Here is a 13910-nt window from a genome sequence, read left to right as displayed (position 1 = left end):
AAACTGCTCTCTATTCTTAATTCTATAATCCCCTGAATGAGTTTATTTATAGAATAATTGGATAGATGAGCAGTTTCTTTTTATCTAATTTACTATTTTATGGCTCTCTTGAATAAAGCATAATCGTATGATGCATATCTTGGCTATATGACTTAAAGCCTAAACGTTCATAAAGCCTTTTAGCTGGATTACGATTATCTACACTTAAACTAACTGATGATACCTCTAGCGGAAGCTTTTTTAAAAAATAAGCAATAAGTTTCGTTCCTAACCCTCTACCTCTATAAGGTGGTAAAATAGCTACCCCAAGTTCAGGAATATCGTCTCTTATATAAGCATATCCCTTATTATTATAGTCAAAAAATCGAATCCATACAGCACCTATTCCTTGATGTGTGTTTTTATCCACAAGTGCATAACCTAAATCACCTTTTTGTCCCCAATCAGCAACATATTTATACACCTCTGGCTTATAAACAATATCTCTGGGTACTTGCTCTCCTTCTTCTACAAAAATTGCTTCATAAAGAATATCCTCTAAGAATCCTTGATCCTCTGTATCAACTAAACGATAATAATAGGGCTCTGTTTGTTGTCTTTTTAAAATCATTAATTCCTCATATTCCTTTTCTAGTATTTTATAAGTTAAAATTTCTTTATTTACTTGTGCTAAAGCACCAATTACATAAGCTAAACGATTTTCTTGACGTAATAATTCTTCTTGTCTTTGCTTAGCTCGCTTCTTAAGTACCCCTATCCTTAATTTTTTTAACTCCTCTTGCTTTTCTTCATATCCTATCAAGTTATACTCATAGCGCTTAATCTGTTTATTTTCAAAAATAAGCATCTTATCACAAACAGCCTCTAGCATATAGCGATCATGAGTTACTAAGAGAATAGTACCTTGATAAGCTTTTAAAGCTTCTTCTAAACGTTCCCTCACATGTAAATCAATGTGATTTGTCGGTTCATCTAAAATAAGCATTTCACATCCTTCATGAATCATCAAAAGAAGCTTGAGTTTCATACGCTCACCTAAGCTTAAACTACCTATCTTTTTCATTAAATCTTCTCTCTTAAAGCCTAGCTGACATAACTCTGAGCGTAATTTACTTTGCTCCTGCCTCGTAGGCATTTTAAAGAGATCTAATACCGTCTTCCTTTCATCTAAGTCAATAACTTCTTGACTAATATAGCCTATTCGTGTATGCAAATTATAATAAAGCCTTCCCTCTATATCTATTTCTTTTAGGAGTGCCTTAATTAAAGTAGACTTGCCACAACCATTAGGTCCATATAATCCTATTTTTTCTCCTCTTTTTATATAGAAAGAGCTTTTTTCGAAAAGGCATTTGGCTCCATAACTCTTTCCTATATCTTTCGCTTCTAAGAGAACCGCCCCTGTCTTACTTGCCTTTTGGATTTCAAAGTAAACAGTACTCTCCTCCTTTGGTTTTTGGAGACCTTCTCTATTTATTTTTTCTAATCTTTTAATACGAGACTTTACCTGCTGGTCCATTCTTTTTGCTTTCGCCCTATTATACTGTTTACCCCCCATTTTATTTCCCATTTTGATAGCCTTTGCTGCTGCCTCCCTATGTGCTTTGCCTGACCAGTTTTTAAGTTCTGTAATTTGATTTTGAATACAAGCCTTTATCTTTTCTTGTTCATAGTAAGCATGTAACTTATCTTCAAATTGCTTTTGCTTTTCTTTGCGGTAAAAGCTATAATTTCCTTCATAACTCTTCAGCTTGCCTTCTTCTATTTCAACAACTCGGTTAACACATTGGTCTAAAAAGTACCTATCATGAGAGATAATAAGAATAGCTTCACTCCTTCCTCTCAAAGTACGAAGTAACCATTTTATTCCTTCACTATCTAAGTGGTTGGTAGGTTCATCTAGTATGAGTAAGTCTCCTTTTTGTAAAAAAAATTTTTTGAAGAAGGGCTCTTGTTTTTTCTCCACCACTCAAGTTAACTTTTAAATCGCTATACTCAGCTGCTTGTTCTAAATAAAGCACACTCGCCCTCTTTTTAAACCAAGTAATCCTTCCACTTGTCTCCTCTAATTCCCCTGTTAATAATTTAGCTAGCGTAGTTTTACCAGCTCCATTGCTTCCTACCAAGCCAACCCTTTCTCCTTCTTTCAATTCAAAATCTATACCTCTTAAAATACTAAAGTCACCATATTCCTTATAAAGTTTATTAGCTTGTACAAGTACCTTCATTTCTTCACCTCAAAATAAGGCTATTTATTTCGTTATACTCTGAAGTTAAGCCTGTTTAAAAAGCCTTTATCCCTTATTATCTAAAAAAGACTGTAAATGAACATTCCGTTCACTTACAGTCTTCTCATTTTATATTCTTTAGTAGTCCCCTAGTTTTTACTCAACTGCTTTAAGCAGTGATTGCTTAATATTTTAAGCTCCTACTGCTTAATGGCTAGGACTTCATAGGTTCTTTTATATCCTATAAAAAAAGAAAACAAAGACATAGGAATGCTCTTAGCTTAACTTATTTTTTGCATAACAAAATAAGGTATTGCCTCTTATTTTATTAAACAAAAGTTTCGTTTTTTTAAGCTAAGATTGTCTTCATTTCTTTCTCCTTTTCTTAAAATTATTAGCGTTATTATATATCATTTTTTATATACTTTCAAGTAAATATAGCTAGAAAATAATATTACTACACTCTCTTATACAGCTTTTCATCAAAAACAAAAAAGCTACTATAAGTGTGATTAAATAATCACCTTTACAGTAGCCCTTCTAAAGGTCATAAAAATTATGCTTTTGTTACATTTTCAGCTTGAGCGCCACGAGGACCTTTAGTAATTTCAAAATTTACTGTTTGTCCTTCTTCAAGAGATTTAAATCCATCACCTTGGATAGCTGAGAAATGTACGAATACATCATCTCCACCTTCTCTAGAAATAAATCCAAAACCTTTTTCTGCGTTAAACCATTTAACTGTACCTGTCATGCCGGTACCTCCTTATGCGAATTTTGTAGTTGTTGTAAATAAAAATTCACATATTACTACAGATTATATGGAGTTATTTATATAATCTCTAATAACATGTGAAATCTATAAACAATATACCAATTACTTTATTAGTATAGTCTACACAAGGCTTATTGTCAAGCCTGATTCACATGATTGACTTAAGAATCTATAAGAATTTTCACTTACCCATTTATAAGTTCTACTTGGCACATTGGCATAGCTGCCAAGGCATTTATTTGGTTTTTTTACATAATGTGTAATTGGAAGCTTGCATCCCTCTCATATTTCTAAGTATTCAGATGCATGAGTATCTTTCGTAAAATAGATAAGTCCCTCTTTTTTGACGTACCCCTTTATTTTACGAGTAACTGCTGGAACAATACTTATATTTCATTCATTAAGTCTATTATACCTCAATGAGGCAAAAATGATTTTACCAATTCACACGTTGCACGCCAATTCCTATAAGACCAGGACCTGTATGCACAATAAGTGCTGGCGTAATTTGTCCTTCCACACAAACATTAACACCTGGAAGTAATGTCTTAAGCTCTTCGGCAATCTTATCTGCTTCTTCCTTAGCATTACCATGCATGATAGTGATATTATACTTCTCATAATTCTTAGCCATATTTACAGCTAACTCCTGTGCCTTTTTAAGAGATTTTACCCTACCTCTTACCTTTGCTACTGTGTAATAAACTCCCTCTTCATTACAAGAAATAATTGGCTTTAAGTCAAGAGCTGTTCCTAAAATAGAGGTTACTAACCCAATTCGTCCACCTTTTTTTAGATATTCAAGGGTGGAGACACAGAAATAAATTCTAGTATGCTCTACATTTTCTTGTACCTTTTGGCAAACTGTTTTAAAATCCAAACCCTTCTCAATAAGCTCTCCCGCCATAATAGCACTAAACCCAGCACCTATTCCAATATTCTTTGTATCAATCACACAAATCTCAAGCTCTTCAAGTTCTTTAGCAGTACTTGAAACCATGCTATACGTATTACTGAGTCCACTAGAAATAGAAATGACGATTACCTTTTTATAGCCATCTGCTTGAATCTTTTTAAAGGTATTGTATGTGATTTCTGGACTTGGAAGGGAGGTTGAAGGAATCTCCTTGGCAAAGCGTGCGTAAACATCTTCTGGTGTAATATCTATCCCATCATAATACTCTTTATCTTTGTAAATAATCATTAGAGGGATAACATACATATTATATTTTTCACGATACTCCTTAGGTACATCTGTACATGAATCTACCATAATAGCAATCTTTTCTTTATTCATAAGCCCTCCTGTAAATCCAAAAATGATTTAATATAGTTTTTAATACTATATTAAATCATTCCCCTTATAATGTCAAATCATTTTTTAAATTATTGACACTCTATAAATAGTATGCTACATTCAAAATAATAGGAGGTTATTATGCAAACTATTTTTGAAGAATCTACTTTTGTAACCAATATTTTAGAATTTCATTGCCCCAGATATAACGAGTTGCCTACTATCGACCTCTATGTAGACCAAGTCATTTTATTTATTAGTGAAATTCTTACCCCCTTTTATTTAGATGAGGATGATAAAATCCTTACCAATGCTATGATTAATAATTATGTACAACAAGGTATTGTATCTCCTTCTACCAACAAAAAATATTCTAAAAATCATATGATGTATTTAATCGTTGTGTGTGTTTTCAAAAAAATGCTTAGTATTCATGAGATTTGTGCCTTAATTAAAATACAGATAGAAACTTATCCTATACACGTAGCCTATGACTACTTTTGCACCGATCTAGAAAATTGTATTCAAGCTACTTTTTCGCCTAACGGAATTCCTATGCCTCACATTGCAAGTAAGAAAACCGATCAAACTAGACTTATCCGTAGCACCGTACTTGCTTTTTGCAATAAACTTTATATCCAAAAATATATTCAATATCAACAGCTTCTAAATACTCTATAGCCTTTTAAAACAATACGAAATCAAGCAGCAACTAACCATATAAATCAAAGAATTTCACAGTGGCAAAGAACTACGACGACTTGACCGTATTTTTTATGCTGATTTTCAAATAATAGCGTCATTAATCTATCTACCAATGATACAGGCTTCCACGCAGAGATATGCCTGTCTCTTAGAATAGAACAAAGCATTCTTTGTTCGGTATAGCCGTCTATTTATAGAGCATCTTATGTTCTATTAAGAAATATCCCCTAAATCTTCTAGAAAAATAAGATTTAGGGGATATTTTTTAATAAATCTTTATTGAACGCTCTTAATCATTCAAGTCCAAAGTATTCTTTAGCATTGGCATAACAAATATTGTGAACTACTTCTGCTAGCTCTTCTTCATCTGAAAAGTATTCCCCACGTTCTACCAATATACCTAAATAATTGCAAAGTACACGGCGATAGAGCTCGTGACGTGGGTAGCTTAAAAAGCTGCGACTATCTGTTAGCATCCCTACAGATAAACTGATAGGATATAGATTTGCAATAGCCTCAAATTGACGGTTAATCCCATAGGCTTGATCATTAAACCACCAAGGTGCACCAAGCTGTACTTTTGCCCTCGTTCCACCCTCACAAAAGGCAGCAGCTAAAATGGCAAAGGTTTCGATTTGTACTGCATTAAGAGGATACAAAATCGTTTTAGGCAAAGTACCACGCTTGGTAAGAGTATCCAAAAGAGCACCTACACTTTGTACCGCCGTATTGTCATCGGTGCAGTCAAAGCCTGTAGCCACTCCGATAGTAGCTTCCTTACTCTTATTAGCCCCTTGATAGGTTCCAATATGAAGTTGCATGACAAAACCATGTTTATGGTAAAGTTCTGCCATCCCTAAAAGAAAGGCTGTTTTATACTGAGCTTCTTCATGAGCTGTAAGCTTTTCACCTCTCACCGCCTTCTGAAAAATGGTCTCAACTTCCTCTTCACTTGCCTCAGCCCATGTAAAGCTCTCGATACCAGCATCAGAAATCATGGTTCCAATTTCTTTAAAAGCAAGGAGACGTGTTTCTAAGGCATCCATTAAGGTAGCAAAAGAGATGATTTCTTGGTTTGCTGCCTTTCCTAGCACAGGAAGATAAGGTGAAAAGCTAGCCTTTTCACAATAAAAAGCTTTGTCTGGTCTATAAGCTGATAAGATGCGTGTTGTATAACGAGAATCCTTCATCAATTTATGATGATATTCTAAACTGTCTGCTGGGTCTTCTGTGGTACTAGCTACTTCTACGTTAGATACCTGCATGCACCAACTGGGTGTCATGTGCTTTTCTTTGATAAGAGCTTTCGTTTTATTATATAAGGCTTCTGCATTTTTAGCAGAAAGAGGCTCCTCAATACCGAAGTAACGCTTAAGTTCTAATGCACACCAAATATAGATAGGATTTCCAATAAGCTGAGGCACAATAGCTGCAAAGGCCATAAACTTTTCGTAATAGGAGGCATCTCCTGTGATAAAACGCTCATCAATACCAAAGGTACGCATAGCACGCCATTTGTAGTGATCATGTGCAAGCCACATTTCTCCTAGATCTTCAAATTCTTTATCCTCATAAATTTCTTTTGCTAATAGATGGCAGTGATAATCAATAATGGGTAGTTTTTCTGCGTAAGTATGATAAAGATGTTTACTTGTTTCATTTGTCAAAAAAAGCTCTTCATTAAACATAACTCACCTCCTAAAATCCAATAAGGGCGCCACCATCTACTGGAAGGCAAGAACCTGTAATATATTTTGCTGCATCCGTACAAAGGAAAACTGCTGCCATACCAATATCCATAGGATCTCCTACCTTATTCATAGGGATACGTCCAAGGATTTTATTAAGACGTGGTGCATCATTATCTGTTGCCTTGCGGAACATAGGTGTATCAATCCAACCTGGTGCAATGGCATTGACGCGCACATTATCTGGTCCACATTCTGTAGCTAGTGTATGCACAAGTCCAAGGTAACCTGCTTTAGCTGTGGCATAACCTGCTACTGCTGGCTGACCAATATAGCTTGTCATACTTGCTTGAAAGATAATGCTTCCCTTTTTATTTTGTTTCATATGTGGTACTAGGGCTTTAGTCAGTGCAAAAGCTCCTACTAAGTGAACGTTTAATACACTACAATAGTCTTCTACTGTCATCTCTTCAATCGGCTTTTTGCAATGATTTCCTGCATTATTAATAAGAATACTTACATTACCTTGTTCGGCTATAACCTTATCTACCATCTCTTGTGCTTTGTCGGTATCTGTTACATTATATTGATAGTAAACTGCCTTATCACCAAACTCCGCTAAAGCTCCTTCTGCTAAACTTGGTTCTTCTAAACTAAGTACCGCTACACGTGCTCCTGCTCCAATAAGGCAACGGGTAATAGCAAGTCCTAGACCTGTAGAACCCCCCGTAACAATCGCTATTTGCCCTTCTAGAGAAAATAATTTCTCAGTTGTAAACATTTTGTTTTCCTCCTCTATTCTATGTCACAGCGCTTAATCACGCCTTTTTGTTGGTATTTATAAGGAATAAAATACTCTTTATGGCCTAGCTTTTCACTTTTAGTCATTTTACCCGAAGCTACATCTATCACCATTTTCTTTAAATCCTCACAAAGTTCACTCTGAGTGCAAAGTCCATTTAACACCCGTCCTGCATCAAAATCCATATCCTCTTCCATATGGGCGTAGGTATCACTATTACCCGTAATTTTAATGACTGGCGAGACAGCCGATCCTACTACATTCCCACGTCCTGTTATGAGAAAAAGTAGGTGACACCCCGTACTAAGAAGTGCCATAAGACCTTCATTGTCATTAGGATTAGTAATTCCAAATTGCATCCAGTAGGGATCCGGTGTACTATCAAGAAGCCATAACCCCTCTCTTCTTGGGACTTCACTTACTTTAAGCACACCTTGAATCGGTTCAGAACCACTTTTAATTACCGCTCCCATACTTTTTTCTTCTATAGTAGAAAGCCCTCCTGCAAAATTACCAGGACTTACTGAGTATTGCCTTACAGACTTACAGTACTCTAATGCTTTATCATAAGTTATTTGAAGCTCTTCCTTTGCCTTCTTAGTAGCTGCACGATTTGTTAGAAGCTCCACAAGACCAATGGCCTCAACAATTTCTTCAAATATCGCCGTTCCACCTGCTTGCACAAGATCATCATACAGTCTTCCTACTACCACATTACCTGCTAAACCACTGGTGTAGTCACTGCCTCCACATTCGGCCCCAATTATTAAATCTTTAAAACGCATATCTACTCTAGGTACATTCTGCATAACCTCTAGCATATTTTGCACACTTAAAATCCCTTTTGTAATGCTCGCTTCTGTTCCACCCACTTCTTGGATAAAGAACCAGTCTGCTTCTTTACCTGCCTCTCTAGCTACCTTGGCTAAACGCTCTGGCTGAACATATTCACAGCCAAGTCCTACGCAAAGTACACCCCCTACATTGGGATGACGAATAAGGGAAATCAACATACGTACAGCATATTCATTATCTGTGCATCCTGAAAATCCAACGCATTCCACATCAATATGCTGAGCCCTTTGAGCAATCTGTTTGGCTACAAAGTTAGCGCATTCCACCGTATAAATGACAAGTAAACGGTTGCGAATGCCCTTGCGACCATCTTTTCGAGCATAACCCTTCCAAGTTAATTCTTCCATCTGGTCTCCCCCTTATTCATAGTCAATATCACAAGGTGCACCCGTATGTACATCTAAATGTGACGAACGTTCATCATAGATACTACACATACAATGTAGGTGTACCCAACTACCCTTGTTAATAACTTCTGTTGCCTTACCGATAACTACGCCATATTTGAGGATAGGTTCCTCCTTAGCTATAGTCCTTATAGCTATTTTATGCCCTTTTGGTATATCCGTTGTTGCTATAAGCTCTCTTAAATCTGAATCCCCACGCATACCTACAATTTCACCTTTTTTCACTTCGGCTAGTGCTGTTGCTACATTGTCTGTATGGGCTATCTGAAAAACAAAAGGTCTACTCATTATAAAATCCCAAACTTAGCGAAAGCTTCTGTAGCTGTCATACCACCTTCAATAGCTTTACGAACAACTTTTTCGCCAACTGCTTTTTCAAGAGATTTTTCAATAACTTCAGTGGCTATCCCTTTAGGGATAACAAGCACACCATCCACATCGCCGAAAATGAGGTCGCCATCATGAATTGTTACCTGTCCAATTTCAATAGGGCAACGGAAGTCTACTACTTGTGTACGCACAGAAGAATCTTGTGCATAGCAGCCACAGCTAAATACTGGCCAGTTTTGTTCAAGCACCTGTGGTGTATCACGGTGCCAACCATTCACCACAGCACCTACTGCTCCACGTGTACGTGAGGTTGCTGTAAGAAGCTCACCCCAGTATGCACAACGTTTTGTACCACCAGTTGCAATATAAACTTCATTTTTATCTAACTGATCAAGAGCCTCTGTCAATAGTCCAAAAGGTTTCTTTTGTTCACTAAACACATCAATCATTAATACCGTCATCGCTTTACCTGCAAGCTTCATATCTTCTCTTAAAGGACGAATTTCTTGAGGCAAAAATTGATGATAGTATCCCATTACATCTAAGATATCTCCTACTACTGGTGTATATAACTTTTCTTTCATTAACGCAAACATTTCATCTTCATTTTTCCAAAGTGCCATTTTTCTCTCTCCCTGTATCTACTATTTTTATTATTATTTTTAATTACTCTTAGAAACCATAAGCAAGTGCGCCACCATCTACAGCAAAGTCTTGACCTGTAATATATTGGGCACTATCTTCTAGTAAGAAACGAACCATTGCCCCTAAATCTCTTGTATCACCAAAACAATGAACTGGCATACGTGCAAGAATCTTTGCTTTACGTGCTTCATCCATTACCTGTTTACTCATTTCACTTGGGAACCAACCAGGTGCTACAGAATTTACTGTTATATTATTATTTGCCCATTCTACACAAAGCCCTCTTGTAAGACCTAAGACTGCTGCCTTACTAACACAATAAGGTGTCACTTCACTAAAACCTAAGTGGGCAGCCATACTACTAATGGTTACAATCCGTCCTACATGCTCTGAGTTTTTTAAGTAAGGATAACAAATTTGGCAAAGGCGAAAAACACTCTGCACATTAACTTTCATAATTCTTTCAAAGGCTTCTATAGGAAATGCTTCTGCACGATGCTTTTCTGTAATACCTGCATTATTAATGAGAAAATCTAATTTGCCGTGCTCCTTCACAATGTTATCTACAACAGCCTGCATCGTTTGGTCATCACACACATCTCCCTGTACATGACGTACATTTTCATGCACGGGCATCGTTTCATCCTTTACTTTCCCTGTTCGACTAATCGCATAAACAATCGCTCCTGCTTCTGCTAATACATTGGCTACAGCATAGCCAATACCACTTGATGCACCTGTTACAATACCTACTCTTTTTAAAAGTGTACTCATTTTTCTTCCTCCTATTAGTTATTTGTAAGTTATTCCTATTAAATATCTCTCATTGCTTTTGTAATATATCAGTTAATGAAATAGTATCATTTTCTGCTATTTAATACAATATAAAATTCGAAAATAAAAGACTTGAAACATTATTTTTTTTAATGTAATATATTAGAAGAATCAAACTTTATTGCTAAGGAGGTATTTGTGTGGGAAACTCAGAACAAAGTATGACAGAGCGTGCCTATCTCTACTTACACGACAAAATTCAAAACTGTGACTACATGCCTAATGAACCGCTTTTTGAGAAACAAATTTGCGAAGAACTAAGTTGTGGCCGTACTCCTGTAAGAGAAGCTCTATTAGCTCTCAAAAATGATGGATTAGTAGATGTTTTTCCTCGAAAAGGAATGTGTGTACGCCCTATCACCAAGCAATACGTTAATGAGATATATCAGGTTAGAAAAATACTCGAATCAACGGTAGCCTCTCAATTTTGCCAACTCTATGACAAAAGTGAATTACTTGTTTTTGATGAGCGTTTTAAAAATCTTAATCTGACTAACGATAGAGAATATTTCACTTTTGACATAGACTTCCATCGTTTTCTCATTCATGTGACAGGCAATCAAACCATGATAAAGTTCTACGATAATCTCATGCAGGTTCAATATCGTTTAGGCATGTATTCTTCTAAATGCGGTACCGCAGTTAAAGATGATACTTACAAGCAGCACCATGCTATTATCGAAGCTATTCTGAGCGAAGACACCTCAGCGATCACTCAAACCATTACCCAGCACACAAACCAATCTCTTATTATTGCTTTAAAAACTATTGCAAATTAATTATTTAAAGGAGGAAATACCATGAAAATCATAAGCTTTGAAACCTGGTGGGTAGAACGCAAAAATTGTCTCTTTGACAAAAAGCGTCAAGGTAGTGCCGCTATGGATTGGGATGTTGTTGTACTTAAATTAACTGCCGATGACGGCACAGAAGGCCTTGCAACTTGCCTTGCCGCTAGAAGTGGCACTGTAACCGAAGCCTATTTACACGATACGATTGCTCCAGTTGTCTTAGGCAGAGACCCTCATGACCGAGAAAAAATTTGGCATGAGCTTTGGAATATTGATCGCCACCTTACCTTTTTCCCAGTGTACCTACCAGGTCCTGTCGATGTTGCTCTTTGGGATATGTGTGCTAAAAAGGCTAATCTACCACTTTATAAATACATAGGTGCTTACCGTAATACACTCCCAGTTTATGCAAGTGGTTTATTTCATGAAAAGGTAGAAGACTATGTAAACGAAGCACTTTATTACCAAAATAAAGGCATCCGTGCTTACAAGGCACATCCTCCAGGACCTTGGAAATTAGATATGGAAGTCCATCAAAAAGTACGTGAGGCAGTTGGCGATACCATGGAACTCATGAGCGACCCAGTAGCTGAATATACCCTAGACCAAGCTATAGCCGTAGGACGTCAACTCGAAAAACTAAACTACCGTTGGCTAGAAGAACCTTTCCGCGACTTCGAACTTTACAAATATACCGAACTTTGTCGCACCCTCGATTTACCTATTGCTGCAACTGAAACAACTCGTGGCTGCCATTGGGGTGTTGCTCAAGCAATCGCACAACGTGCTGCTGATATTGTAAGGGCTGATGTTAGTTGGAAGGACGGTATTACTGGTACCCTCAAAATTGCTCATATGGCAGAAGCCTTTGGACTTAATTGTGAGATTCATACCACCACTATGAACTTCATGGACCTTGTTAACCTTCATGTAAGTTGTGCCATTCGCAACTGCGAATACTTTGAGTATTTTGTACCTGAAGACAACTTCCGTTTTCCAATGAAAGGAGATTTACCTATTGATGAAAAAGGCATTATCACTGTACCAGAAAATCCGGGTATAGGTGCTGAACTAGACTGGGAGCTTATTAATAAAAACTGTGTATCTTACAAAAAATTAATTGCTGAATAAGCTTTTTTAAAAGGTTACCCTATAATTTTATAGGTAACCTTTTTTGCTATTCCTTTTTCAAAAAGCCCTCTGGCAACTACCAGAGGGCTTTTTCTCTTAAATGCCTTATCCAGTCTATGGTGTTAGTACTGGCATCACTAAGTTAGGTAGGAACATAACAATTTCAGGAACATAGGTGATAAACATGAGTACAATTACCATTACGGCATAGAATGGCAACAATGTCTTAACCAAACGCTCAATCTTAACTCCAGATACAGCAGAACCCACGAATAAAGTACCACCAACAGGAGGGGTAATAAGCCCTATACCAAGATTTAAAATCATAATTACTCCAAAGTGCACAGGATCAATACCGATACTGGTTGCAATAGGTAGTAAGATAGGAGTAGCTACCAGGATAATAGCTGACATATCCATGATCGTACCTAAGATTAACATTAATACATTAAGGATAAACATAATAACATAAGGATTATCCGATATACCCAAAATGACATTTGCTACAGCTTCTGGCATACGAAGATAAGTAAGCAATTTACCAAAAACAGTAGAAGTAGAAATTAAGATAAGTACGATAGCAAGTGTATTAAGGGAGCGTTCCATAATGTGCCACATATCGCGAATTTTAATTTTACGGTAGATAAAGAAGCTTACAAGCATAGACCATACAACAGCAATGGCTGCACTTTCCGTTGCTGTAAAGAAACCTGTAACTACCCCCACCACTACGATAAGTACTGTTAAAAGTCCCCAAACAGAGTCTGCTAATGTTTTCAGTACATTTTTAATACTAAAGGGATCTCCCTTTGGATAATGGCGCTTTACAGCAATAATATAGGAATAAATCATAAGTGCAATCCCTAAAACAATACCAGGAATCATGCCTCCTAAGAATAAACGTCCCACCGAAACAGTACCTGCTACCATTGCATACATTACCATATTATGACTAGGTGGAATCAAAAGTCCTTGAACAGAACTAGTCATTGTAACGTTTGTTGCAAATTCTTCATCATAGCCTTCATCCTTCATCATAGGGATAAGAATCGTTCCTAAGCTTGCTGTATCTGCTGTTGAAGAACCAGAAATCCCCCCAAAAAACATGGAAGCTACGATATTTACCATAGCTAGTCCCCCACGCATCCAGCCAATAATAGAGTTAGATAGGTTGATGAGCTTATCCGAAATACCGCCAGCACCCATAAGCTCACCAGCGATAATAAAAAATGGTACAGCCATTAAACTAAATACATTTACCCCACCAACCATGTATTGCACTAACTGTTGGAGAGACAGCCCTAGATAAGCTGTGGTAATAACACTTGAAATACCAATTGCGAAGGCAATGGGAAAACGAGCAATAATCATAACAAAAAAACTAATAACCAGTATGAGGGTAGCTATTGTATTTGTATCCAT

The 13910-nt window shown here is 36.8% G+C and carries 14 protein-coding genes; 3 read left to right on the top strand and 11 right to left on the bottom strand.

Annotated elements, in window-relative coordinates; genetic code table 11:
- Nucleotides 1-97: 97 nt before the first annotated feature.
- The 4 genes from CS063_RS12460 to CS063_RS12450 form a co-directional block, all read right to left on the bottom strand.
- Nucleotides 98-1969 (bottom strand): GNAT family N-acetyltransferase, encoded by a 1872-nt coding sequence (locus CS063_RS12460; protein WP_308415502.1) that lies wholly within the window; start codon nucleotides 1967-1969, stop codon nucleotides 98-100.
- Nucleotides 1896-2228 (bottom strand): ATP-binding cassette domain-containing protein, encoded by a 333-nt coding sequence (locus tag CS063_RS17665; RefSeq protein WP_180270784.1) that lies wholly within the window; start codon nucleotides 2226-2228, stop codon nucleotides 1896-1898. The genes CS063_RS12460 and CS063_RS17665 overlap by 74 nt, the downstream gene beginning before the upstream one ends.
- 556 nt (nucleotides 2229-2784) lie before the next feature.
- Nucleotides 2785-2982: a cold-shock protein gene (locus CS063_RS12455; RefSeq protein ID WP_099450034.1), complete on the bottom strand. Its 198-nt coding sequence runs from the start codon at nucleotides 2980-2982 to the stop codon at nucleotides 2785-2787.
- A gap of 457 nt (nucleotides 2983-3439) precedes the next feature.
- On the bottom strand, nucleotides 3440-4300 hold the full coding sequence (locus CS063_RS12450) for a DegV family protein (RefSeq protein WP_099450033.1): 861 nt from the start codon (nucleotides 4298-4300) through the stop codon (nucleotides 3440-3442).
- 141 nt (nucleotides 4301-4441) lie between these two features.
- On the opposite strand from CS063_RS12450, the gene CS063_RS12445 reads away from it, so the two are divergent.
- Nucleotides 4442-4981: a DUF1836 domain-containing protein gene (locus tag CS063_RS12445; protein ID WP_099450032.1), complete on the top strand. Its 540-nt coding sequence runs from the start codon at nucleotides 4442-4444 to the stop codon at nucleotides 4979-4981.
- Nucleotides 4982-5298: 317 nt separating this feature from the next.
- On the opposite strand, the gene uxaC is transcribed toward CS063_RS12445, so the two are convergent.
- The 6 genes from uxaC to CS063_RS12415 are packed head-to-tail and all read right to left on the bottom strand — an operon-like array spanning nucleotide 5299 to nucleotide 10506.
- The gene (uxaC, locus tag CS063_RS12440; RefSeq protein WP_099450031.1) at nucleotides 5299-6693 is read right to left on the bottom strand and encodes a glucuronate isomerase; all 1395 of its coding nucleotides are present in this window, start codon (nucleotides 6691-6693) and stop codon (nucleotides 5299-5301) included.
- 10 nt (nucleotides 6694-6703) lie between these two features.
- Complete coding sequence (locus CS063_RS12435) at nucleotides 6704-7474, bottom strand: SDR family NAD(P)-dependent oxidoreductase (protein ID WP_099450030.1); 771 nt, start codon at nucleotides 7472-7474, stop codon at nucleotides 6704-6706.
- Nucleotides 7475-7488: 14 nt separating this feature from the next.
- Complete coding sequence (locus CS063_RS12430; RefSeq protein WP_099450029.1) at nucleotides 7489-8697, bottom strand: UxaA family hydrolase; 1209 nt, start codon at nucleotides 8695-8697, stop codon at nucleotides 7489-7491.
- A 12-nt stretch (nucleotides 8698-8709) separates the two neighbouring features.
- Nucleotides 8710-9045 (bottom strand): UxaA family hydrolase, encoded by a 336-nt coding sequence (locus CS063_RS12425; protein ID WP_099450028.1) that lies wholly within the window; start codon nucleotides 9043-9045, stop codon nucleotides 8710-8712.
- Nucleotides 9045-9710, bottom strand: a complete 666-nt coding sequence (locus CS063_RS12420; protein ID WP_099450027.1) for an RraA family protein — start codon at nucleotides 9708-9710, stop codon at nucleotides 9045-9047. Before CS063_RS12420 ends, CS063_RS12425 begins: the two co-directional genes overlap by 1 nt.
- A 49-nt stretch (nucleotides 9711-9759) precedes the next feature.
- Nucleotides 9760-10506: an SDR family NAD(P)-dependent oxidoreductase gene (locus tag CS063_RS12415; protein WP_099450026.1), complete on the bottom strand. Its 747-nt coding sequence runs from the start codon at nucleotides 10504-10506 to the stop codon at nucleotides 9760-9762.
- Nucleotides 10507-10706: 200 nt separating this feature from the next.
- Here CS063_RS12415 and CS063_RS12410 point away from each other — a divergent pair, with 200 nt between their 5' ends.
- Nucleotides 10707-11345, top strand: coding sequence for a GntR family transcriptional regulator (locus tag CS063_RS12410; protein ID WP_099450025.1), 639 nt, complete (start codon nucleotides 10707-10709; stop codon nucleotides 11343-11345).
- A gap of 21 nt (nucleotides 11346-11366) precedes the next feature.
- Complete coding sequence (locus CS063_RS12405; protein WP_099450024.1) at nucleotides 11367-12488, top strand: enolase C-terminal domain-like protein; 1122 nt, start codon at nucleotides 11367-11369, stop codon at nucleotides 12486-12488.
- 114 nt (nucleotides 12489-12602) lie between these two features.
- Here CS063_RS12405 and CS063_RS12400 read toward each other — a convergent pair whose 3' ends face one another.
- Nucleotides 12603-13910, bottom strand: a complete 1308-nt coding sequence (locus tag CS063_RS12400; protein ID WP_099450023.1) for a TRAP transporter large permease — start codon at nucleotides 13908-13910, stop codon at nucleotides 12603-12605.

This window comes from Sporanaerobium hydrogeniformans (assembly GCF_002735925.1).
Taxonomy (GTDB): domain Bacteria; phylum Bacillota; class Clostridia; order Lachnospirales; family Cellulosilyticaceae; genus Sporanaerobium; species Sporanaerobium hydrogeniformans.
The sequence above is the reverse complement of the archived record's forward strand: the minus strand, read 5'-3'. Positions and strand labels throughout refer to the sequence as shown.

Coding starts and splice junctions, on each gene's coding strand:
- CS063_RS12450 (WP_099450033.1), bottom strand. CDS start 4,300: ATGAATAAAGAAAAGATTGCTATTATGGTAGATTCATGTACAGATGTA.
- CS063_RS12430 (WP_099450029.1), bottom strand. CDS start 8,697: ATGGAAGAATTAACTTGGAAGGGTTATGCTCGAAAAGATGGTCGCAAG.
- CS063_RS12445 (WP_099450032.1), top strand. CDS start 4,442: ATGCAAACTATTTTTGAAGAATCTACTTTTGTAACCAATATTTTAGAA.
- CS063_RS12455 (WP_099450034.1), bottom strand. CDS start 2,982: ATGACAGGTACAGTTAAATGGTTTAACGCAGAAAAAGGTTTTGGATTT.
- CS063_RS12435 (WP_099450030.1), bottom strand. CDS start 7,474: ATGTTTACAACTGAGAAATTATTTTCTCTAGAAGGGCAAATAGCGATT.
- CS063_RS12405 (WP_099450024.1), top strand. CDS start 11,367: ATGAAAATCATAAGCTTTGAAACCTGGTGGGTAGAACGCAAAAATTGT.
- CS063_RS17665 (WP_180270784.1), bottom strand. CDS start 2,228: ATGAAGGTACTTGTACAAGCTAATAAACTTTATAAGGAATATGGTGAC.
- CS063_RS12420 (WP_099450027.1), bottom strand. CDS start 9,710: ATGGCACTTTGGAAAAATGAAGATGAAATGTTTGCGTTAATGAAAGAA.
- uxaC (WP_099450031.1), bottom strand. CDS start 6,693: ATGTTTAATGAAGAGCTTTTTTTGACAAATGAAACAAGTAAACATCTT.
- CS063_RS12415 (WP_099450026.1), bottom strand. CDS start 10,506: ATGAGTACACTTTTAAAAAGAGTAGGTATTGTAACAGGTGCATCAAGT.
- CS063_RS12425 (WP_099450028.1), bottom strand. CDS start 9,045: ATGAGTAGACCTTTTGTTTTTCAGATAGCCCATACAGACAATGTAGCA.
- CS063_RS12400 (WP_099450023.1), bottom strand. CDS start 13,910: ATGGATACAAATACAATAGCTACCCTCATACTGGTTATTAGTTTTTTT.